The organism is Pseudomonas sp. P4_B4 (assembly GCF_056402255.1).
The window spans coordinates 101892-124208 of record NZ_JBFUHS010000011.1 but is presented as its reverse complement, the minus strand read 5'-3'; the positions used below and the strand labels follow the sequence as shown (position 1 = coordinate 124208).

Sequence of the window (22317 nt, the reverse complement as noted above, 5' to 3'; positions counted from 1 at the left end):
CGAAGCTGAGCATCGGTTTACCGTGCGCAGAAAAAACTCATCAGGCAGTTGCCCCAAAAATTAGCGGTGATCGACGTGAACTCAGGCCCTGAAGCATTGGCTATCCAGCGGTATGAACTTGTTCTGCAATGGATACTGGAACTGGTCCCCGCAGACGGGACGGCCGTTGGCAACAAGTCACTCAGGGACCGGATCGATCGGCGAGCTGAGCTTCAGAATTTTGCCGTCTCTGAGGAAGAGTACTGGAGCCTGCGCGACGAGCTCATTACCCAGGGACTGCTCAATAAAGGCGGCGGCCGGGGAGGGTCGGTTTATCGGTTCGATACCGAGTCCAAGGGCCGTTCAAAGTCCATTGATCCAGCGCCTCTTACCGATTGGGATGACCTTGATACCCCCCCAAGCGAGATACCGGAAAGCCTAGAGAAGCTGAGAAGCAGGCTTCTCGACCTCAGCGCCCGCAATCGGCTGCTAAACTTTTCACATGCGCGCTCCAAACGTTTCGTACGGATTATTGATGAGTTGCCGGATCACCTGTTCGATACCTTGGCAGATGAAAAATCCATGCGATTTGCTGCTGTTCCTGAACCAACGGAAAGGCAGCTACTTACCCACGGCTTTTTGAAACTGGACGAAAAGACAGGCGCAGTTGTTGAGTTAAAGAAACAGCCTACGGCAGAAGTCTGGGCGCAGATCCTTGGTATAGCGACCAGCTATGAGCTACCACTGCCCCCTGAAAGCGGGCAAACAGGTAAGCATTCTGACGACGCGATTCAGACGCTCTATTACCCCGCGGAGATGGAGTCGCGGCTACAGATTCTGTATACCCAGTCGCGATCGGCTCTCGAGGAAACGGGTGCGAACATTCTTTATCTTGCGCTCGGGTTCCTGGAGTGGGATGACTCAGTCGCAGGTAAAGACAGCACCCGCCTAGCGCCGCTGATGCTGGTGCCAGTGAATCTGGAGAAAGGCAAGCTCAATCCTCAAACCGCGACGTTCGAATACCGCGTACATCCTACTGGCGAAGACATTCTTACGAACCTGTCATTGCGGGAAAAGCTTCGCGTCGATTTTGGTATCGCGCTACCGCGGATAACCGACGACAGCACGCCCGAGGAATACTTCGAGCGCATTGTTGAAACGGTGCTGAAGGTTAAACCTGACTGGAAGGTGCATCGTTACGCATCGCTTGGCTTGTTCGAGTTTGGCAAGTTGATGATGTATCTCGACCTTGATCCAGGTCGTTGGAAAGACCAATCATTGCTGGATCACGGTCTGGTTAAACGGCTTACAGGGATGGACGGTTTGCCGGCCGATTCGTCAGGAAAGCAAGGCGCATTTTGCGTCGAGCATTCAATAGACGACATTGAGCAGGTTCACCTGCAGTTTCCTCTAATCGATGACGCCGACAGTTCTCAGCACAGCGCATTGATAGACGTGATTCGCGGGGATGATCTTGTGATCGAGGGGCCGCCCGGTACCGGTAAGTCTCAGACCATCACCAACATGATTGCGGCGGCGCTGGCCCAAGGCAAAAAAGTGTTGTTCGTCGCGGAGAAGCGCGCAGCGCTTGAGGTGGTCAAGACTCGACTTACGAGAGCAGGCTTGGGCGATTTTTGTCTGGAGTTGCATAGCCATAAGAGTCAAAAGAGCGCTGTTATCGATAGCATCCGGCAGCGAATTCAGAACAGCGGTGGCTTTCGCTCGCCCAAGCAGCTTACGGATCTGATTGCCAACTATGAGCGATTGAAGCAGCAACTCAACAAGCACGTGCATCACTTGCATGCCCAGTTCGAAGAGTCGGGAATGAGTGTTCACGAGGTGCTAATGCAGGCAACCCGTTTGCGTGAGGCATTGTCGATTAAACCTTCCGATCTGCATCCGCAGTCGGAGGCGCGAATCGATAAAACGCATTTGCAGGAGCAGGCCGGCTTTTATGCACACATCTATCGCAAGACGGCTGAGGAAGCTGGTCACGCTGGCAAACTTGAAACGCACCCATGGTTTGGTAGCACAAAAACTCGTGTGACTGGCGCTGAGCGCTCCGCACTTCTAGAAAGTCTCTCCCAGGCTCAGCAGGCGCTGCATCGTCTAGCCGCTTTCCGTCCTCGATTAGCAGAACAGCTGCAGGTATCTGTTCTGGAAGCCTACAGCCCAGATCAGCTGCGAAGCTTAGCAGCTTCAATTCCGGTACTTGCATTACCTAAAGGTGATGAGGACTGGGATCTGTTGGGGCGACTGGATATCGAGTCCTGTGAGGCGTTGAAACTGTGGCTGCAAGGTATGGACTCCTTGTTGGACGAGCAAGGCGTACTAGCTCGATCGTTGCGCGCGGATGTCATTAGCTCTGGGCACGCGATAGCCTCTATCAAAAAAGCCTGCGCGGCCATACGTCTCCATAACGGCGATGAGGCCCTATCCCTCAATGCCTTGCTGGATGTGATCGAGGAGGCTGAGGAGTTACTGGAACTGGCCCCACGCGTTCAAATGCTAATTCGGCTGTTAGCGGAAGGGGCTGCGGTTCAAGGCTTACGAAGCGATTTTATCGGTATTGAGCAAGTAGTGCTCTTTCTGCAAATGCTCGCGGCGATGCCTGAGGATTTGGCATCTCTTCGCCATAAACGCTTCGAAGACGAGACCTTGGACAGTTTGCTCGTAGAGTTGGACAACGACATTCCTGTCATCAGGCAGTTGCAGGAGCTGGCTGCGAACCATTTCACTCTGGATCGATTGCCTGGTCATACGCGACTGGAAGACTTGAGTCGGGTTCTGGCAGATAAATCACTTTTTCGCTGGTTCAAGGGACAATGGCGCTCTGCTAAAGCCGAGATCTTGGCTATGGCGCGACCAGGGCTCAAGTTGAACCAGCTTCTGGTGGTCTTGCCAGATGTTATCGCTTATCTGAAAAAACACAGTCAACTGAATGAAAGCAAAGTGCTCACCGAGAAGCTGGGTGAACACTTCCAAGGGCTTGATACTCCGATCGACGCACTCAAGCGCTTGCGGGGCTGGTACAAGTTCCTGCGTACAGAATGCGGACGTGGATTCGGTGCAAAAGTATGGGTTGCGGAGTACCTGCTTAAGACAGATGGGGCGCTACTGGCCGGCATTTCGAGCGATAGCGCAGAGCTCGAGCCCTACCTGTTGGATGTTCTGGAGCATCGACTGGACCTGGAAGAACTGTTGCCCTTTGACAGTCATGATTTGCGTTCGGAAGATTTGCTCGCTCCAGAGGGGCTGTATGCTCGCCTTATCAACGACATCGGAACTGCGCTGTGCTCGTTGTTACCCGTAATCAGCGAAGAGAAGCCCACGATGGGGCAAATACTGCAGCTGATTCAGTCGGTGGAGAGCTGGCAGGCCCGCTCGGCAGCACTGCAAAGCGACTCCGTGCTACAAACCTGCTTGCTGGGTGAAGAGCTTCCTCGGATAGACAATCTTTCAGCGGCCCGACCTCGTTTGACGACCTGGCGGCATACCGTTGCCTTCGTTCAACCCATTTTGGCGTTGCCGATTCGGGATATTCTTATTCCGCAGTTGACCGCGTGCATGCCAAAAGAAGCCGAGGCGCTGATTCTCCATTGGCATCAACAAGGTGCTGCGCTCGCTCTAGCGGTAGAGGCCTGGGAGCAGTCCTTGGAAGCGTTTTTCCAAGGTGCTGCGGTTATTTCCGGTCAGTGGTGGCAGTCCATTGAGAAAGCAGATTTCGAGCCCATGGACAACCGTCTGGCCTGGGCCGCTCAGAACCCCGATCTACTCGACCACTGGTTCGAGTACCGCCGCTTGCGCTTGCACCTGGTCGAGTTGGGGTTCGAGACAGTCGTCGAAGCAATCGAAATGCAAAGATTGGTGTCTGAGCGCTGTATTGATGCCTGTCTGCTCGGGCTTCTTGACAGCTGGGCCTTGCAAATTCTTGAGCTGGATCCCGCGCTGGGTCAGTTTTCGGGCAAAGAACAGGAGGCCATCCGCGCTCGGTTTGCTGATATCGATGAGCAGCTCAAGCATCTTCAGCGTGAGCAGGTTTCGTCACGTATCAGTCAGAACAATATTCCTGTTGGAAATAGTCATGGAGCGGTCAGAGACTTTACGCAACTGGCTTTGCTGCAGCGTGAGGCTGAGAAAAAGACACGGCATGTTCCGATCCGCAGCTTGATGAACCGTGCAGCTGAAGCGCTACAGGGCCTCAAACCCTGCTTCATGATGTCGCCAATGGCCGTCGCTCAATATTTGCCAGCTGGCCACGTCGAGTTCGATTTGGTTGTCATGGACGAAGCCTCTCAAATGCGCCCGGAAGAAGCATTGGGTAGCATCGCCCGAGGTAAACAGTTAGTGGTCGTGGGTGACCCGAAACAGTTGCCGCCGACGAACTTCTTCTCCCGCAACGGTGGCGATTCGGACACCGATGAAGCTGATGTTTCATTGGCCGAGGACTCGGAAAGCATTTTGGAAGCCGCCATGCCGCTGTTCAAACTGCGACGTCTGCGTTGGCACTACCGTTCCCGTCACGAGAGCCTGATTGCCTTCTCCAACAAAGCCTTCTATGAAAGCAACCTGGTGGTGTACCCATCTCCGCACCGTGAGTCCGCAGAGTTCGGCGTCAAGTTTGTCAGAGTGCCCCGCGGGCGTTTTGTCGAACAACGCAACATTGAAGAGGCCGAGGTTGTCGCCAAGGCCATTGAGCACCACGTAATTCACCGCCCTGATGAGTCGCTGGGCGTGGTGGCCATGAACGTCAAACAGGCTGATCAGATCGAGCGGATGCTTGAACAGCTGGCCAAACAAAGCCCGCAACTGCAAGTCGCATTGGACCGTAATCAAAGTCAGGATGAGCCACTGTTCATCAAGAACCTGGAAAACGTCCAGGGTGACGAGCGAGATGTTATTTACATCTCCGGCACCTACGGCCCTATGGAAGTAGGCGGTACCGTTCCTCAGCGCTTCGGCCCGATTAACGGTGCCAGCGGATGGCGACGTTTGAACGTGCTGTATACCCGCGCCAAGAAACGCATGCAGATATTCTCCTCGTTTAGCTCGACCGATGTAGTGGTGACTGGTACTTCCAGCAGAGGAGTGCAGGCACTGCGTGATTTTCTACATTTCGCCGAGTCCGGCCGCATGCCGCACATTAAGGAATCCGAGCGTGTTCCCGACAGTGATTTCGAGGTGGCTGTCATTGAGATGCTGTCTCGCCATGGCTATCAATGTGAACCGCAGGTCGGTGTTGCAGGTTTCTTCATTGATCTGGCTGTGCGTGATCCAGGACAGCCCGGCCGCTACCTGATGGGGATTGAATGCGACGGTGCGGCCTATCATTCGGCTAAGTCAGCGCGTGACCGTGATCGTCTCCGTCAAAGCGTGTTGGAGCAATTGGGCTGGAATATTCGCCGCATTTGGTCGGTGGACTGGTTCCGTAATGCCCGTGTGCAAATCGAACCCATCCTTCAGGAGCTTGCGCGGTTACGAACTGAGCCGGTCGAAGAGGCCGAAGAGCTGATTGAGAAGCCTGAAGAGCTGGCAATCCAGCAGGTAGCCGACGAGCAAAACGAGCATGCCGAGCGCATCACCGCAGACGGTAGCCATAGCCTGCGTGAAAAGCTTATCTGGTTGGACCAGAAGGTAATTCGCCCTGAGCTGCCTCACATACCGGATAATCAGCGCTTGCTTCGCTCCGCCATGATGGAAGCCTTGCTGGAGTTCATGCCAGAGGATCGGACCGAGTTTCAACAACTGATCCCTGGCTATCTGCGTACGGGAACCAATCCGGCGGAAGGCAAATACATTGACGACGTGCTCACCTTGATTAGTGAGCACGAATAATTCGAAGTCCCTGCAACGCGGGGGCCGTTGGAGTAGTAAATGACGGATCTCACCACCCTTCGCGAGGCACTCCTGGCGGCAGTGCCTGCCGATGGCAACACCATTGGCAACCAATCACTTCTAGAGCGTCTGCATGGACAGTTTCCGCTGATGACCGAGGAGGAGTTTTGGATTGCTCGCGATGGGTTGATCGAAGAAGGCGTGCTGGCCAAGGGGCGTGGTCGTGGCGGTGCGGTGAAGCGTGCACAGCAGCCGGCTGGCGGCGTGGTGAGTCTGGCCGAGCAGGCATTGAGCAAGGCGCGGGAGCGTTTCGATCTGGCCCAGCTCGAAGATGTTTCGGTAGCGCAGGTTATTGAGACGATCAAGAAGCCCAAGGTTCAGGCCAGCATGACCCTGCAAGACCTGGAGAAAACCCTCTGGGCCACTGCCGATAAAATGCGCGCCAATATGGATGCCGCCGAGTACAAGCATATTGTTCTCGGATTGATCTTCCTCAAGTACATCTCCGACAGCTTTGCTGGTCGCCGCAGTGAGCTGGAAAGCAAATTTACCGACGAAAGCGACGACTACTACCTGGGAGCAGACGCCTCCGAGCTGCTTGCTGAAGAGCTCGAAGACCGGGACTACTACCGCGAAGTCAACGCCTTCTGGGTGCCTGAAGTTGCTCGCTGGGAGTCGATCCGCGCTGCCGCCAAGCAGGTCGATATTGGCAAGCGCATCGATGATGCCCTGAGCGCGATTGAGGCGGAAAACCCCAAACTGAAGAACATCCTCGACAAGCGCTATGCCCGTGCTCAGCTGCCGGACGGTAAGCTCGGCGAGCTGGTTGACCTGATCTCCACCATTGGTTTTGGTAGTGACGCCAACAAGGCCCGCGACTTGCTCGGTCAGGTCTACGAATACTTCCTCGGCCAGTTCGCCAGCGCCGAAGGCAAGAAGGGTGGGCAGTTCTATACACCGGCCAGTATCGTCAAAACCTTGGTCGCAGTGCTTAACCCTCATCATGGCAAGGTCTACGACCCTTGCTGCGGTTCGGGAGGCATGTTCGTCCAGTCGGAAAAATTCATCGAAGCCCATGGCGGCAAACTCGGTGACGTTTCCATCTACGGCCAGGAGTCTAACCCGACCACCTGGCGTCTGGCGGCGATGAACCTGGCCATTCGTGGCATTGACTACAATCTTGGCCGTGAGCCAGCCGACACTTTTATCCGCAATCAGCACAGCGATCTGCGTGCCGATTTCGTCCTGGCCAACCCGCCGTTCAATATCAGCGACTGGTGGCACGGTAGCCTCGAAGGCGACCCTCGCTGGGTCTACGGCACGCCGCCGCAAGGCAATGCCAATTACGCCTGGCTGCAGCACATGCTGTTTCACCTCAAGTCCAGCGGTCGTGCCGGCATCGTCCTGGCTAACGGCTCGATGAGCTCCAGCCAGAACACTGAAGGTGACATTCGCCGCGCCATGGTCGAAGCGGATGTGGTGGAAGTGATGGTCGCATTGCCCGGTCAGTTGTTCTTCAACACCCAGATCCCGGCCTGCCTGTGGTTTTTGACCAAGCAGAAAGTCGCCCGTCCTGGCGAAGTGCTGTTTATCGACGCCCGTAAACTGGGTACCAATGTCAGTCGGGTGCAGATCGAACTGCTCGACAGCGACATCGAGCGCATTGCGCAGACCGTGGCTAATTGGCGCGGCGAACCGTTGGATGTCGGCGGCGAGATTACTGAGTATGTCGATGTGGCCGGTTTCTGCCACAGCGTGCCCCTCGCGGAAATTGCCGAGCATGGCCATGTGTTGACACCAGGCCGCTATGTCGGTGCCGAAGCCGTTGAGGATGATGACGAAGCCTTTGCTGAGAAGATGCAGAACCTCACCGCCTTGCTGGGCGAGCAGATGGCCAAGGGCGCGGAACTCGATCAGTTGATCCGCCAGAAGCTGGGGGGGCTGGGCTATGAGTTCTGAGTGGCAGCCTTATCAATTGGATGAGCTGTGCGAGTTCATCAATGGTTTTGCATTTAAAAGTACCGATTATGTTGCCTCTTCAGCTGAAACAGTTGAAGTCTTTCGGATGGGTTACATCAGCCGTGGCGGTGGATTTAAAGAGGATAGCACTCCGGTCTTTGTACCAAGAAAATACGGACGTAATCTTGATAAATACTTTTTGAAACCGAATGACGTCGTCATTGCTATGACGGACATGAAGGATAAGGTTGCCATCCTTGGTAATACTGCTTGGATTTCTCACGCGGACAGGTTTGTACTGAACCAGCGAGTAGGTTGCATAAGGGTGAAACGCCCGGATCTATTGAATTCAAGATTTTTTTACTTTTATTCGAACTCGCGCCCGCACGTCACATACCTTCGTACACGAGCAAATAGTGGTGTCCAAGTCAATCTGTCGACTTCGGCTATAAAAGAATCAATGATTCAAATCCCCCCATTACCAGATCAAATTTTTATAGCCGATCTGCTGGGCGCTCTCGACGACCGCATCACCCTGCTACGTGAAACCAGCACCACCCTGGAAGCCATCGCTCAGGCGCTGTTCAAATCTTGGTTCGTCGATTTCGATCCGGTGCGGGCCAAGGCTGAAGGGCTTGAGCCGGAAGGCATGGATGCGGCCACCGCGGCGTTGTTTCCCGATAGCTTTGAAGAGTCCGAGCTGGGGTTGGTACCGAGGGGGTGGCAGATCTGCTCAATACTCGATATTGCAAATCTATTAAGCGGAGGCACTCCAAAGACAGATCATGCTGAATACTGGGGAGGGGATATTCCGTGGGCTAGTGCGAAAGACGTCTCTCAAGCGCCTAACTCAATTCTGACGGGTACGGATCGCACCATTACGGCCCTCGGGCTTCAAAAAAGCGCTACCAGAATGATTCCGGCATTCAGCACTGTGGTTGTAGCGCGAGGCGCTACAACGGGGCGCATGGTTATGTTCGGTATGACAATGGCTATGAATCAAACTTGTTATGCATTGGAATCTAAGGCCGGAACACCAGTTGCCCTCTATTTAGTCTTGAAGAAAGAAATTGATGCGCTTACACAGAAAGCGCATGGGTCCGTATTTGACACGATTACAACGAGTACCTTTTCCGTGTCAAAAACGTTGCAGATCCCGGATGCGTTATTGGCGTGCTTCGAGAGGATTGCTGGCCCTTTATTCCACCGCATCCTCGCGGGCACCCAACAAGCCAACACCCTCACCCAACTCCGCAACACCCTACTGCCTCGCCTGATTTCTGGCCAGTTGCGCCTAGCAGAAGCGGAAGCTAACGTCGAAAACGCCCTGTCGGAGGCTATCTGATATGGCTCTGAATCTGCGCCAACGCGTAATCGAACGCCTGCAAAGGCTGCCCGATACCCAGCAGACCGCCCGCGAACTAGCGCAATGGATATTCGAGCAGTTTCCTGCAGAATGCGCGGTCAAGAAAGCGGGCAGTGCTAGTTACATCCAGACTGACAATGACCTGGTACAGCAACTGGTGGCGGAGATCTCTGGTTCCCGCCCGCGATGGCAGCAGATGCACTCTCAACTGAAAACGACCGAAGGACGGCCACGTCATTATTACTGGTCGGAGATGGATGCCAACGCTGAAGTGGCGGCGGCAGAAGGGGTAATACTCTTCCCGTCAGACCTGCCTGAGCCCTCGCCGTTGCGTGAGCATGCTCTCTATCCGTTCCTGGCGAAATACCTGCTGACTGACGAGCAGCGGGTGTACGCCATGCGGATCAACGAAAAACGTTCGTCCAACCGTGCTGGTAGCGGTGGCAACGAATGGTTGCATCCGGATCTGGTAGGCCTGGAAGACCTGACTGCCGACTGGACGCTAGATTTGCGTGACTGCGTCCGCGTGCTGGGCGAGCGTCGTGCTCGACTGTGGTCATTCGAGGTCAAGCTGCTGCTCAATCGTTCCAATGCACGCAAGAGCTTCTTTCAGGCAGTGTCCAACTCATCTTGGGCGCATTTCGGCTACCTGGTGGCAGCCACGGTGGAAGGCGACGGCACGCTCAAAGAGTTACGCATGCTCGCCGCAGCTCATGGCATTGGTGTGATTCAGCTCGACGTACAGAGTCCCACGGAGAGCCAGATTCTGATCCCTGCTCGCGAGCGCAGCGAAATCGACTGGGATATGTGTAACCGACTGACTGAAGAGAATGGCGACTTCGCCGAGTTCATCGGCCGCATACGTCGCTTCCACCAGACCGGTGAACTATCAACCAGGGAGTGGGAGGCCGGCGAGTGATGACACTAGAGTTATTGCTCGACGGGTTGGCAGGCGGCCCTGAGCCAGAGGCCTTTGCTAAGGAGGCTAGCGTATGAGCAAGGGAACTATTCCCGCACTGCCTGAGGGCTACGCCGACTGGCTGACTCAGCTTAAAGGCGACATTACTCAGGCCCGGCATCGGGCGGCGCTGGCAGTCAATGCCGAGTTAGTGCAGCTGTATCACCGCCTCGGCGGCGAGATTCAACAGCGCCAAGAGGCCCATGGGTGGGGCGCCAAGGTAATTGAGCGCCTGGCCCGCGACCTCAAGGATGCTTTTCCGGATATGAAGGGCTGGTCAGCCAGCAACCTCAAGTACATGCGCTTCTTCGCTCAGCATTGCCCTGATCGCCAATTTGGTCAGCAGCCTGCTGACCAATTGCCCTGGTTCCATGTAGTGACCCTACTGACTAAGCTGGACAGCCCTACCGAGCGCGAGTGGTATGCGCAACAAACTGTCCTGCATGGCTGGTCACGCAGTACATTGGAGCTGAACATCAAGAGCCGACTGCAGCAACGCCAGGGCTCAGCGGTCACCAACTTTGTCGCCCGCCTGCCCGCCGCTGATTCGGCATTGGCCCAGGAAACCCTAAAAGATCCGTACCTGTTCGATTTTCTTGGCCTGGGCCATGACGCTCAGGAACGCGAAATCGAAGACGGGCTGATTCGTCATATCACCCGTTTCTTGCTGGAGTTAGGGGCCGGTTTTGCCTTCGTCGGCCGGCAGTTTCGCCTTGAAGTCGGTGGTGATGAATTCTTCATCGACCTGCTGTTCTATCACATTCGGCTCAAACGCTATGTGGTGGTGGAACTCAAGGCTACGGCGTTCAAACCTGAACATGCCGGCCAGTTGAATTTCTACTTGGCTGCCGTTGACGCGCAGATCAAAGCCGAGGATGACAATCCCACCATCGGGCTGTTGCTGTGCAAGCAGCAGAACCGCTTGGTTGCCGAGTACGCCCTGTCAGGCATCGACAAGCCTATTGGCGTGGCTGAATATCAACTGTTGCGTGATTTGCCCGAAGCTCTGGGCGGCAAACTACCGAGCATCGCTGAGATCGAGGCGGAGCTGGCCGGGGAAATGGACACAGGAAGTGAACTGGAATGACCGAAGACCAGCTTGAAAAAGAAGCCCTTGGGTGGCTAGGTGAGTTGGGATACGCCCATGTCTATGGGCCGACTATTGCCTATGACGGCGACAGCCCCGAGCGCGATAACTACCATCAGGTCATCCTGGTGAAGCGGTTGCGCAGTGCTATCGCCAGACTCAACCCCAAGGTGCCCCTGGCTGCGCGCGAAGATGCATTGAAGCAGGTGCTGGAGTTGGGCGTTCCTGTGCAAATGTCGGCAAACCGAGTGTTTCATCGACTGCTGGTCAGCGGCGTGCCGGTGCAATATCAGAAAGAGGGCGAAACCAGAGGTGACTTCATTCGCTTGATCGATTGGGCTGAGGTGAAGGCCAACGATTGGGTCGCGATCAATCAGTTCAGCATCCAGGGGCCTAAACATACCCGGCGACCGGACATCATCTTGTTCGTTAACGGGATGCCACTGGTATTGCTGGAGTTGAAGAACCCCGCCGACGTGAATGCCGATCTGTGGCAAGCGTTCAAGCAAATTCAAACCTACAAGGAGCAGATCCCTGACCTGTTCCATTACAACGAAATCCTGGTGATTACCGACGGCAGTGAAGCGCGCATGGGCTCGCTGTCGGCGGATGCCGAGCGGTTTATGAACTGGCGGACCATTGATGGTCTGGACCTTGACCCGTTGGGGCAGTTCAACGAGCTGGAGACTATGATTCGTGGTGTATTGGCTCCGGAGATGCTGCTCGACTACCTGCGTTACTTCGTATTGTTCGAGGACGACGGTCGTCTGATAAAAAAGATCGCCGGCTATCACCAGTTCCATGCTGTGCGAGCGGCAATCCAACAGGTCGTCAGCGCATCGCGCCCTGGCGGGACGCACAAAGGTGGCGTGGTTTGGCATACGCAGGGGTCTGGTAAAAGCATCACCATGACCTGTTTCGCCGCCCGGGTGATGCAGGAAGCGGCCATGGAGAACCCGACCATTGTGGTGATCACTGACCGCAATGACCTTGATGGTCAGCTGTTCGGGGTGTTTTCACTCTCTCAGGATCTACTGCGCGAGCAGCCTGTACAGGTAGAGACCCGCGGTGACTTGCGCACCAAACTGGCTAATCGCCCAAGTGGCGGTATCGTGTTTGCCACTATCCAGAAGTTCATGCCTGGGGTTGATGAAGACAGTTTCCCGGTGCTGTCCCTGCGCCCAAACATCGTGGTAATCGCCGACGAAGCCCACCGCACTCAATATGGATTCAACGCCGAACTGAAAGCGCCTAATGGACTTCAGGTCGCCGAAAGTCGGGCTCGCTACCAGGTAGGCTACGCACAGCACCTGCGTGATGCGCTGCCGAACGCCACGTTTGTCGCGTTTACCGGCACGCCTGTGTCTAGTGAAGATCGTGATACTCGCTCAGTGTTTGGCGAGTATATCCACGTCTACGACATGCAGCAGGCTAAGGAAGATGGCGCCACCGTTGCTATCTATTTTGAGTCACGCCTGGCGAAGTTGTCGCTGAAGGCCAGTGAACTTCCGAACATTGACGATCAAGTCGACGAGTTAGCCGAAGACGAAGAAGAGGATCAGCAATCACGCTTGAAGAGCCGTTGGGCGGCCTTGGAAAAAGTGGTCGGTGCTGAACCCCGTATTCAAAGCGTAGCAAAAGACTTGGTTGCTCACTTTGAAGAGCGTAATCAGGCGCAGAGCGGTAAGGCCATGATCGTGGCAATGAGCCGAGAGATCTGCGTTCACTTGTATAACGAAATCGTGGCGTTGCGCCCGGACTGGCATGACGAAGATCCGGAGAAGGGCGCGATCAAAGTCGTGATGACTGGTAGTGCTTCGGACAAGGCATTGCTGCGCCCGCATATTTATCCAGGCCAAGTGAAGAAACGGCTGGAGAAGCGCTTCAAGGATCCCAAGGATCCGCTCAAGCTGGTGATTGTTCGTGACATGTGGCTGACTGGCTTCGACGCGCCCTGCGTGCACACCCTTTACGTGGACAAACCCATGAAGGGCCACAACCTCATGCAGGCCATCGCACGCGTCAATCGGGTGTTCAAGGACAAACAGGGTGGCTTGGTTGTCGACTACATCGGGATCGCCAACGAACTCAAGGCCGCACTCAAGGAATACACCGCAAGCAAAGGCAAAGGCCGTCCGACGGTTGATGCCTATGAGGTCTACTCAGTATTGGAAGAAAAGCTCGATCTGCTCCGTAGCTTTCTGCACGGCTTTGATTACAGCGACTTTCTAATTGGAGGCCACAAGCTGTTGGCGGGCGCCGCTAACCATGTGCTGGGCCTCAAAGACGGGAAAAAGCGATTTGCTGATGCAGCATTAGCAATGAGCAAGGCGTTCTCCTTGTGCTGCACCCTCGACGAGGCAAAGGTTGTACGCGAGGAGGTTGCTTTCCTTCAAGCGATCAAAGTGATTTTGATCAAGCGCGACGTAAGCCAGAAGAAAAAGACCGATGAAGAACGTGAACTGGCGATCCGTCAGATTATCGGTAACGCGGTAGTTTCGGGGGAAGTGGTGGATGTGTTCCAGGCAGTGGGCCTGGACAAACCCAACATAGGATTGTTGGATGACGACTTTCTCGCCGAGGTCCGGAACCTGCCAGAAAAAAACCTGGCGGTAGAGCTGCTTGAGCGCTTGCTTGAGGGCGAGATCAAGAGCCGCTTCAGTACCAATTTGGCGCAAGAGAAAAAATTCTCTGAGTTGCTCGATAACGTTATCAAGCGCTACCAGAATCGCTCGATCGAAACCGCACAGGTCATCGAAGAGCTCATTGAAATGGCCAAGAAATTCGCCTCAGCCAGCAATCGCGGAGATGAGCTCGGTCTGAATGATGACGAATTGGCGTTCTATGACGCCCTGGCGAACAACGAGTCTTCGGTGCGCGAGTTGGGCGACGAAATATTGGCCAAAATCGCTCATGAGTTGACTGACAGCCTTCGGAAGAGTGTCACGGTGGATTGGAGTAATCGAGAAAGCGTTCGGGCTAGACTTCGATTGCTGGTTAAACGCATCTTGCGTAAATATAAGTATCCGCCGGATCAGCAAGAGGAAGCGACCAAGCTGATTCTGGCGCAGGCAGAAGCGCTCTGTGAGACGTGGATGTAGGTTTTTCGGAGGCGATGCTAATACGAAACCGCTAAGCGCGATCTGCCGCTATCGGACAGGAAAGGACACTCAAAGCTTGAAAATAAATCTGTCTCATATTGCCACTATGCGTAGAGAGGGCCGTTGCATGCCCCTCGCGGCAATAGACAACCGATTAGTACAACGATGACGACTAAGTCTTACAGCGTTGGATTCGTCTACGTGCTTACCAATCGCGCAATGCCTGGCCTTGTGAAGATCGGTTTGACGGGGAATTTGCCAGAAGATAGGGCAAAGGATCTATACACGACGGGTGTACCAGCAGCCTTCGACATCGAGTTTCGTACTACAACTTCGCGACCTCGTGACGTTGAATATAGGGTTCATGAGCTTCTGGAAAAGCACCGATACAACAAGGCGCGAGAGTTTTTTCAGGTCGGAGTCGAGGCGGCGATTGAAGCTGTCCGTCGTGCTTTGATCGACGCATCCGGCGTCGATAGTTGGCATAGCCAGAAGCCGCACGTGTTAGCAGATGGGGATCGCCTCTCCTTAGCGCTGAAGGCAGGACAGATATTTGTATTGATCGGCTATAGAAATTTCACGCAAGTCATGGCAGGTAACGCAGAAATTCTCGACCTGTGGCAGGTTCATTCTGAAGGCGATTTTCTTGAGATTTATGCGACCGGGTCATCTAGCCAAGTCGCGGGGTTTAGTGACGGCGATCACGGTAGCACCGACGATCCCGTTCCCTATCTAGACCGTAACAAAACTGTTGCAAATGGGGTGATCAACGGGCGCGAACGGTTGATACCCGGTGAACGGCTCTTATGGCTTCCTGCGCCTGAAGACGCGGATAACTCGGCACACGTAGTTTTCGAGGCAGGCAGCTTTTGCCAGGTTGTCAGCAGAACATGGCGCCCGTTAATTGCTCCCCATGGCCTTCCTCTTCTGATCAACGACTTTCTGTATGAAGGCTCGTGGCCGGCGGCTTCTAATGCAATACGCAAGGCTCTCTCTCTTCCCGCGCCGCGGACCTGGGTTGATGGCAGATCCGATCCGACATTGATTCAAATAGGCACTGAAACTTCGAATCCTGATCACTGGTTGCCACAACTCAAGTCACGCCAGCGGAGACGGTAGCTAATAAACATAAATGGTGGACCACGATCGCAATGCGGGACGTTCAGTCTCTTATGTCCTTACGGCAGCGGCCATGATCTTCCAAGTCGAGACATGATCAACTGGACTGTAAGGCGGTAGTAATAACGTGTCGCTTCACTATGGTTGTCCAAGTAATGTTCCAGAAACCATGCCAGATGTTTTCGCTGCCACGTCCACGGATTGTTTCGTTGCCAGCGATCACTAATAGCTGCCTGGATGATCTTTGCCTGCCGAAGATGCCGAAGGCGGGTGGTATGTGAGCCGACCAGAATTCCATTAAGGAACAGCTTCATGTCGAATGGTTTGCTCATCTCCTTCCCCCTATGTAGGCAGAGACCACATCGATCCGGCCATGCCCCAACTCGTGGCTGATTTGTTGACGAGCTTTTTTATCGAGGGCTCGGTCTTGTTGGTAGCAGTCGCCACCATTGATTGGGGCTAGATAACCGGTGATTCGTTCATAGCGTTCACAGGCATAGACTGCGCGCAGTTCGTGAAAGCCCTTGAGATCTAAGTCATGCAGGATGTCTCGCGCCGGACGCACCGTTTGCCGCATGAACTGCACGTAGCTTTCATCACGGTCCAACAGATTGCGACTACCAATAGGGGAGGCGCTGTGAGCGATCTGCAGCGCAGCTTTGACCTGTTCAGTCGCAATTACCCAGCGCGGTGCTAATGCACCGGACCGACCGCCTTTCGTGCCGTCTTGAATGTTGATACGGCCAAGATTTTTCGCCTCACACTGCAGCCTTGGCAGATTAGCCAAAATCGCTTCACGAAGGCGCATGCCTGTTTCACGAGCCAAGTGCACGATGGCGCAGGCACGGTGTAGCTGTTGAGCGCTGAGCGCCAGAGTAATGCGCTCAATGTGCTGTCGATCCTGTCCTTGTGGCGCGACGGTGCGGATCGTCGAGCGCTGCCGCCCTAACGTCTGGCTCGGGCTCGGGACTTTCACATACTGATCACCGCGCAGCGCCGCCAGCGTTCGGTTGACGCTGGACAATCGGTTTTGCGCGGTGGCGATGCTGAGGTCGCCGTGGTCGATTTGCTGACGCAGGTATTGGGTATAGTCGAGCAGCGTCTGCCGATCGATCTGCCTCGCATCGTTGTAGCCAGGGCCTTGCTCAGACCGGCACCACTTAACGAACGCCTGCCAACGATCACTGTGGGCTTTGACCGTGGCGAAATGGCCGCCGCCGAACAGATCCTTGAGCGCCTGCGGACCGGCGTAGCTCAGTTGGCGACCATAACCAAAGTTGCGACCGTCACGCCTGCTGACCAGGGCCATCCTGGAGCTCCTTCGCCTGTTGGCATAGGTAAGCCAATAGCTCGCGCCACTGGCTGTTCACGGGGGAAAGTTGGCCCCAGTCACTGGGACGAAAACACAGCCGGTTGTCCAGGCAGAACAACTCGGCACCCTCCTGGTGTAGGCGCTCAATCAGATCGCTGATGTGTGAGCTGTCCCCTTGGTATTTGGCGACAGCGGCGACAGTGGCGACAAGCCCCGTGGTATCTGGCTTGGAGCGTGGCGACAAAGTGGCGACAGCAGTGGCGACAAGTTGTAAATGTTGAGTGTTTTTCGCCTGGGCGCGCCGGTTGCGCAGCGCTTCATTGAGTCGAAACATGGCGCACCTCGAACGAGTGGCCGTCGGTGCCCAGCCATTGATGAGTGATCAACTCGACCAGCAGGGCCAACGTGTGATGGCTGCTTTTGCGGGCGAAGCGCGGGCCGTTGCGCAACAGATCTCGAACCGTAAAAGGCGGCCACTGTTTTTCCTGCAGCCAGCGCAGCAGCCGATCAGCTTCTTCCCGCTGGGTGTTGATCGGTTCCTGCTCGGTCAGCCGTTGGATCTCGGTCAGGTAGTAATCCATCAGCGAGGAAGCGCGCTGGATGTGGGTGACCTCGATCAGGTCGCGGTCTTCCAGTACTGCAAAGACGCCGGCGATCCGTAGCAGATTGTCCGCGGCCTTGGAGGCGCTGGGGCGCACGTTGGCCAACTCGTCGAACTCGCCCAGTTGGGCTTCGATGGTGTCGTGCAGGTTGATCCAGGTATGTCGGGCCAGGCTTCTGAGGGGCAGGGCTTTGGGGTGTAACGCGCCATCGCTGCCGATTGCCCAAGGACGTTGCAGCAGGTCGGTGATTCGTTGGGTGTAGCGTTTGAGGCTGATGTCTTTGGTGAGATCCACCGACTGATAAAAACGCTGTCCGACCAAGCTCTGTGGCCAGGTGATTAGGCAACGGGCGAAGATGCCTTGGCCATTGAGCAGCGGGTCCTTGAGCAATTGTCCCGCCAAATAAGGTTGCAGCATCAAGTGCAGGCTCAAGCGTCGGTCATAGGCGCGCAAGCTTTCCCCTGCCATGGACCGAGAGCGATCGATGGGGGTGCCGTCCCAAAGGCACGACAAGGTGGCCACCGCCTTGAGGCGATTGTCCCGGCTCATGGTGCTGCTGCCGAGGAATTGGCCGCCCTCGTCGCTGAACAGCCCCATGCTGGGTAGACCCAAACACAGGCTTTTGGTCAGGGCCTCGATAGTCGGTTCACTGCTGATCAGTCGTGGTGCTACGGGCTCTGGTTCTATCTGGATTGGCGTGTCGGTGTGGCTATCGGTCGTTGCCATCTGCTTCTGCGATTGCGCAAGTGTGGCGCGATAGCGACTGAGTTTTTCGCGGTAGGCCTGCCATTGCAGGCGTTCCCATTCGCGGGCTGGCTGCAAGGCCAGCCTATCCACCGCCGTCTTGCGATCACCGGAAGCCGCAATAGTGAGCAGGTACAGTGACAGCGGATAGACCCGGCCATCCAAATGCACATTGGCATGCCCCTGAGTGGCCAAGGCCGAGGTAGCCAGCACCGATTGCGCCGCCATGGCCTGCGGCACACCCATCACTTCGGCCATGCGCTCGACGGCCGGTCCCAGCAGATCACCGAGGGCAGCCACCGGATAATCTAATGGCGTCGGGTTGGCCTCCAGCAAGGGTTGCGGCGGCAAGCTCCAGGTTGATTGCAGCATCATCTGTCTCCTGTTCAGCAGTTGTTTTCCTCACGCTCCCGCCACGGATGTTGAGTGTTATCAGGGATAAAGGCCCCTGCGACCTGTGAGGGTGTTCACTGACGCGGAACGGACGGCTCTGTACGCCCAAGAGCGCGGGCATTTCCCATCGATCTGGCCTCCTGAACGCATCCGAAGAGGCGGGCGGGTGGAGGCTGCACCGGTTGACGAATCCGGCACCGCGAGATCATGGGCGGGAGGAGGGCATCATCGTCGCGAGCGGGGCATGCCTGACTGTCAGTCTGGTGCAGCCTGTCCTGGGCTGCGGCACCGTCGCCAGCGTTAATGCGAGATGTGTCGAATCGGTTTTGTCACGCCGATTGTCACGCGGTGAGTTGTCGCAGAGCCCGATCAGACGTGGGCTGCAGCAGGGTGATGAGCGCCCGTCTCTTTCCAGAAGAAAGAGACGGGCACAGGTTGGCGCAGTGAAATGGCCAAGCGGATAGGTTGCTGCAGGGCAGCTGGGGAGAGGGATGTATTTGCCGCAATGGCAATGATCTGAAGTGGGCATCCATCACTCGGTGAGTGACCGTGCGAGCCGCCGGACGCTAATCGCATTTTGGGAGAACCACCACGATGTGGCGTAACCTCAAAGGTTCTGGCTACCTGGGTGCTGTCGAGGACCGCGCTTGTACGGTTCTGTTTTAGCGCTCGTTCTGCTAGCGATCAACAGCATTTTGGGGGCGACTCTTGCGCCAATCGGTAGCGCTGGAAGACCTTGGAGACCGATGGCTTTCCATGGCAGGGTGGTCGTTCGTCGGTTTTTAATGTGAGCCCATGCGGGCGGGAATGCGGAGCCTTCCCGCCCGCATGGGCTTAGCCGAAAAGGTCCCAAGAGCGAGGCTTCCAACGGCGACAGTCGCCACCTCTGTCGCCATGCTGCATACCACGGACTACGTGGGTTGTCGCCGGTGTCGCCACTGTCGCCAAAAGAACTATCACTCCATCTGGGGGCGTCATTTTTCGGCTGCCGGCGGCGTTTGGTGAATGCTTAGCGTATCGGCAAGACGTAGCTGTCTCTGATTGATCGCAGATGCCGAGAGGCTACCCGTAGCTGCCTTCTGAATATGCTCACTCCACCAAGCCATCATTGGGCGTCGGCGTTCAATGTAGTCCGCACGGTTATAGGCGCTTCGAACTTCGTCTTTATCGACATGCGCCAGCGCGACTTCGATTAGCTCCGGATCCCACCCATGCTCGTTCAGGATTGTGCTGGCCATGGAGCGCATGCCGTGGCTGACCAAGCGGTCCTGAAAACCCATTCGTTTCAACGCCATGTTGGCGGTCTGGCTATTCGCGTGGGTGTGCGGATTTCTATCTGACGGGAACACATATTCCCTGTGGCCGCTATGGGGCTTAAGCGTTTCCAATAACGAGAGTGCATGTTCGGTCAACGGGATCGTATGCGGACGACGCTTTTTCATTCGCTCCGGAGGGATGGTCCAGATGCGTTTGTCGAAGTCGATGTCTGCCCATCGAGTGGTGGCCGCCTCGACAGGGCGGGTCATGGTATGAAGTTGCCATTCGATCAGGCAGCGGGTCGTCCGCTTGATGCTGGCATTCGCGATTTCCATCATGAGCTCCGGAAGCTCATCAGGTGGTAGCGCGGCCATATTCTCTTTCTTGGGTTTCTTGAATACCGCTCGAATGCCGCTGAGAGGATTGGCAAAGATCATTCCGGAGTTGACCCCGTAGGTCATGATCTCGTTAAGGCGCTGGCTCACTCGCTTAACCGTCTCGAGGCTGCCTTTGGCCTCAATCGGACGAAGCAGCTTGATGACCATCGGGGCGTTCACTTCTGATAACGGCGTTGATTTCATGCTTGGAAAAACATGCAGTGTGAGGGAGCGCCAGATGTCTTCGGCATACGCTGGTGTGACGGAATCCTTCTTCAATTCGAACCAGGCGGTGGCCACGTTCTCGAACGTATGTTCCGTTTCCGCTCGTTTGGCTTCGTCCTGTGCATTGCGTTGCACCTTGGGATCAATGCCTTGTGCAAGCAGCTCGCGCGCTTCCACCACTTTTTTCCTGGCGTTCGCTAGTGAGAGCTCTGGGTACGTGCCCAGCCCCATATTGATACGGTTTTTGGTTACCGGCTCGCGGTAGTTGAAGTTCCACAGCATCGAGCCATTGCTCCTGACTCGGAGCTGAAGGCCATCACCATCGCTGAGGACGTAATCCTTGTCTTTTGCCTTGACTGCCTTGAGCTGGCGGTCGGAGAGGCGAAGGGCTAGAGCAGGCATGAGCGCTACCTCTGACACCGTTTTGGTATTCCAAAAAATAGCACCGGAAGGCTTGGAATACCATTTGGAATACCCAAACGGCTGGAACTCAAAAAACCTCTGCAGAGCCCAGTAGTGCTTAAACCCTTGATTTCACTGGATTTCAGGCACAAAAAAAGACGCCCGTGGACGTCTTTAGATGATGAAGTGGTGGAGCCGGGGGGATTTGAACCCCCGTCCGCCAGTACTCCGCTGTCGGTACTACATGCGTAGCCGTGTCTATTAAGTTAACCCTCAGCGACCCGACGGGCAGGGTGCTTTGGGCGAGTTGTGTAAGTTTTAGCCGCTTCGTCCACAACGTACTGCACGGCGATTCTGTTCTATATGACAATCATTTTGGGTTTACAGACATCCCCTGATGATTGCTGGACCCGAAGGTACCAGGAGGGAAGGGCTAAGGCTGCTTACGCAGCGAGAGCGTATTCCCCGTAGGTTTCGTCATTGGCAACTATAGGAAGTTGCAACAGTGGATTTACGAGTTCTGTTACCAACTCGGCATGCACCTAAAGTTTCGCAACCGGCGTCGAATCCTAAACGGCCCCGAGCCTGGTGCTCTTTGAATCAAGTGAGCAACAAGCCTGTACAGTGTACGCCAACGCGAGCCGGAAGGCCAACCCGAAGGTTGGCCACCACAGATCATGGGTTGGGTTCGTTGCTCTGTTTGTCAGCGAGTGCCAATGCCTGGGTGGCTTCGGTGACGCATTTTTTGTCGTCTCCGGAGGCTTGTGAGGCTTCGGCGCTGGACATCAGTCTTTTGATCTCCATCGTGGTGTTTCCAGAGCTCGCCGGCAGTGCATTCACTCTGCCTTTGAGCTCTTGCAACTTGCTCGTACAAAGGTTGTTGTCCGCTGCAAATACAGGAGAGGCCAACATTGCAGCAGAAATGAACAGACCAGCGAGTGCGGTACGTTTCATGGATATCTCCTTGAGCTGATGGTCTCGATGCTGCCGTATTGGCGGACGGCCAAGCCGAGCCCGAAAAATCAGCCACGATCTGATGTGGCCTACCTCAAAGACTACGATTCAACGCAAGAATTCGGTTTTTTCAGAAAAGGTGTCGAGCTTTTCCAGCGATGCGGACGGTTACACATTTCCAGACCCCGGATGCAACAAAACCCGCAATTGGCGGGTTTTGGTTTGCTTCGTATCGGATGCTGCCGGGCTTTGAACTCCCGGCTGCCAGTACACGGTTGTTGATGTACGCCAACAAGGCCGGGAAGGCCAGCCCGAAGGCTGGCCCTGAGCTGAGCGTTATTTCCCGCCTTTGTGCGCGTTCGTGACGTCCATAATGGTTTGGTTGGTCTCGGCGATGCAATCATCAATACCTGCCTTGGTGCCTTTTGCCTGGTCGGCTTTGGCTTTCTTGATGGAGGCCTCCACCTGGTCAAGCATTTCCCCGGGAATCTGTGCCTTGCCGTTTTCGATGGTTTGCAGGTTGACCGCGCATTGGTCTTTTTCGGCCGCAAACGAAGTGGAAGCCATCATGGAAGCAACAACGAACAAACCTAACAGCACAGAACGATTCATGTGTATCTCCTTGGACTGAAGGACCAGGCATTGCT

Annotated in this window: 14 protein-coding genes and 1 other RNA gene; 7 read left to right on the top strand and 8 right to left on the bottom strand. The window is 55.4% G+C overall.

The window, feature by feature from the left end:
* Positions 1-66 precede the first annotated feature (66 nt).
* From hhe to AC1DVE_RS14265, 7 genes are all read left to right on the top strand, one after another.
* On the top strand, positions 67-5814 hold the full coding sequence (gene hhe / locus AC1DVE_RS14295) for a DUF4011 domain-containing anti-phage protein Hhe (RefSeq protein ID WP_477784000.1): 5748 nt from the start codon (positions 67-69) through the stop codon (positions 5812-5814).
* 39 nt (positions 5815-5853) lie between these two features.
* Positions 5854-7773, top strand: coding sequence for a class I SAM-dependent DNA methyltransferase (locus AC1DVE_RS14290; protein WP_477783999.1), 1920 nt, complete (start codon positions 5854-5856; stop codon positions 7771-7773).
* Positions 7763-9118, top strand: a complete 1356-nt coding sequence (locus tag AC1DVE_RS14285; protein WP_477783998.1) for a restriction endonuclease subunit S — start codon at positions 7763-7765, stop codon at positions 9116-9118. The genes AC1DVE_RS14290 and AC1DVE_RS14285 overlap by 11 nt, the downstream gene beginning before the upstream one ends.
* A gap of 1 nt (position 9119) precedes the next feature.
* The gene (locus tag AC1DVE_RS14280; RefSeq protein WP_477783997.1) at positions 9120-10058 is read left to right on the top strand and encodes a COG2958 family protein; all 939 of its coding nucleotides are present in this window, start codon (positions 9120-9122) and stop codon (positions 10056-10058) included.
* 73 nt (positions 10059-10131) lie between these two features.
* A complete protein-coding gene (locus AC1DVE_RS14275; protein ID WP_477783996.1) occupies positions 10132-11184 on the top strand; it encodes a PDDEXK nuclease domain-containing protein in 1053 nt (350 codons plus the stop codon).
* Positions 11181-14285, top strand: a complete 3105-nt coding sequence (locus tag AC1DVE_RS14270; RefSeq protein ID WP_477783995.1) for a type I restriction endonuclease subunit R — start codon at positions 11181-11183, stop codon at positions 14283-14285. Before AC1DVE_RS14275 ends, AC1DVE_RS14270 begins: the two co-directional genes overlap by 4 nt.
* Positions 14286-14486: 201 nt before the next feature.
* Positions 14487-15404, top strand: a complete 918-nt coding sequence (locus AC1DVE_RS14265; RefSeq protein ID WP_477783994.1) for a GIY-YIG nuclease family protein — start codon at positions 14487-14489, stop codon at positions 15402-15404.
* Positions 15405-15463: 59 nt separating this feature from the next.
* Here AC1DVE_RS14265 and AC1DVE_RS14260 read toward each other — a convergent pair whose 3' ends face one another.
* The 8 genes from AC1DVE_RS14260 to AC1DVE_RS14225 form a co-directional block, all read right to left on the bottom strand.
* A complete protein-coding gene (locus AC1DVE_RS14260; protein ID WP_477783993.1) occupies positions 15464-15736 on the bottom strand; it encodes a hypothetical protein in 273 nt (90 codons plus the stop codon).
* Positions 15733-16713: an integrase domain-containing protein gene (locus tag AC1DVE_RS14255; protein ID WP_477783992.1), complete on the bottom strand. Its 981-nt coding sequence runs from the start codon at positions 16711-16713 to the stop codon at positions 15733-15735. The genes AC1DVE_RS14260 and AC1DVE_RS14255 overlap by 4 nt, the downstream gene beginning before the upstream one ends.
* Entirely contained in the window at positions 16691-17050 is a 360-nt protein-coding gene (locus AC1DVE_RS14250; RefSeq protein WP_477783991.1) for a hypothetical protein, read from the bottom strand. Before AC1DVE_RS14250 ends, AC1DVE_RS14255 begins: the two co-directional genes overlap by 23 nt.
* Positions 17034-18434: a YfjI family protein gene (locus AC1DVE_RS14245; protein ID WP_477784005.1), complete on the bottom strand. Its 1401-nt coding sequence runs from the start codon at positions 18432-18434 to the stop codon at positions 17034-17036. The genes AC1DVE_RS14250 and AC1DVE_RS14245 overlap by 17 nt, the downstream gene beginning before the upstream one ends.
* 995 nt (positions 18435-19429) lie before the next feature.
* Entirely contained in the window at positions 19430-20716 is a 1287-nt protein-coding gene (locus tag AC1DVE_RS14240) for an integrase domain-containing protein (protein ID WP_477783990.1), read from the bottom strand.
* 187 nt (positions 20717-20903) lie between these two features.
* Positions 20904-21297, bottom strand: a transfer-messenger RNA (tmRNA) gene (gene ssrA / locus AC1DVE_RS14235).
* A 94-nt stretch (positions 21298-21391) separates the two neighbouring features.
* A complete protein-coding gene (locus AC1DVE_RS14230; RefSeq protein ID WP_223454199.1) occupies positions 21392-21670 on the bottom strand; it encodes a hypothetical protein in 279 nt (92 codons plus the stop codon).
* A 336-nt stretch (positions 21671-22006) separates the two neighbouring features.
* The gene (locus tag AC1DVE_RS14225) at positions 22007-22282 is read right to left on the bottom strand and encodes a hypothetical protein (RefSeq protein ID WP_223454197.1); all 276 of its coding nucleotides are present in this window, start codon (positions 22280-22282) and stop codon (positions 22007-22009) included.
* Positions 22283-22317: the final 35 nt, after the last annotated feature.

Bases quoted from the DNA above. Each gene is read 5' to 3' on its own strand.
- AC1DVE_RS14255 (WP_477783992.1), bottom strand. From the start codon at position 16,713: ATGGCCCTGGTCAGCAGGCGTGACGGTCGCAACTTTGGTTATGGTCGC.
- AC1DVE_RS14270 (WP_477783995.1), top strand. From the start codon at position 11,181: ATGACCGAAGACCAGCTTGAAAAAGAAGCCCTTGGGTGGCTAGGTGAG.
- AC1DVE_RS14280 (WP_477783997.1), top strand. From the start codon at position 9,120: ATGGCTCTGAATCTGCGCCAACGCGTAATCGAACGCCTGCAAAGGCTG.
- AC1DVE_RS14260 (WP_477783993.1), bottom strand. From the start codon at position 15,736: ATGAGCAAACCATTCGACATGAAGCTGTTCCTTAATGGAATTCTGGTC.
- AC1DVE_RS14240 (WP_477783990.1), bottom strand. From the start codon at position 20,716: ATGCCTGCTCTAGCCCTTCGCCTCTCCGACCGCCAGCTCAAGGCAGTC.
- AC1DVE_RS14285 (WP_477783998.1), top strand. From the start codon at position 7,763: ATGAGTTCTGAGTGGCAGCCTTATCAATTGGATGAGCTGTGCGAGTTC.
- AC1DVE_RS14225 (WP_223454197.1), bottom strand. From the start codon at position 22,282: ATGAATCGTTCTGTGCTGTTAGGTTTGTTCGTTGTTGCTTCCATGATG.
- AC1DVE_RS14290 (WP_477783999.1), top strand. From the start codon at position 5,854: ATGACGGATCTCACCACCCTTCGCGAGGCACTCCTGGCGGCAGTGCCT.
- AC1DVE_RS14245 (WP_477784005.1), bottom strand. From the start codon at position 18,434: ATGCTGCAATCAACCTGGAGCTTGCCGCCGCAACCCTTGCTGGAGGCC.
- AC1DVE_RS14250 (WP_477783991.1), bottom strand. From the start codon at position 17,050: ATGTTTCGACTCAATGAAGCGCTGCGCAACCGGCGCGCCCAGGCGAAA.
- AC1DVE_RS14275 (WP_477783996.1), top strand. From the start codon at position 10,132: ATGAGCAAGGGAACTATTCCCGCACTGCCTGAGGGCTACGCCGACTGG.
- AC1DVE_RS14230 (WP_223454199.1), bottom strand. From the start codon at position 21,670: ATGAAACGTACCGCACTCGCTGGTCTGTTCATTTCTGCTGCAATGTTG.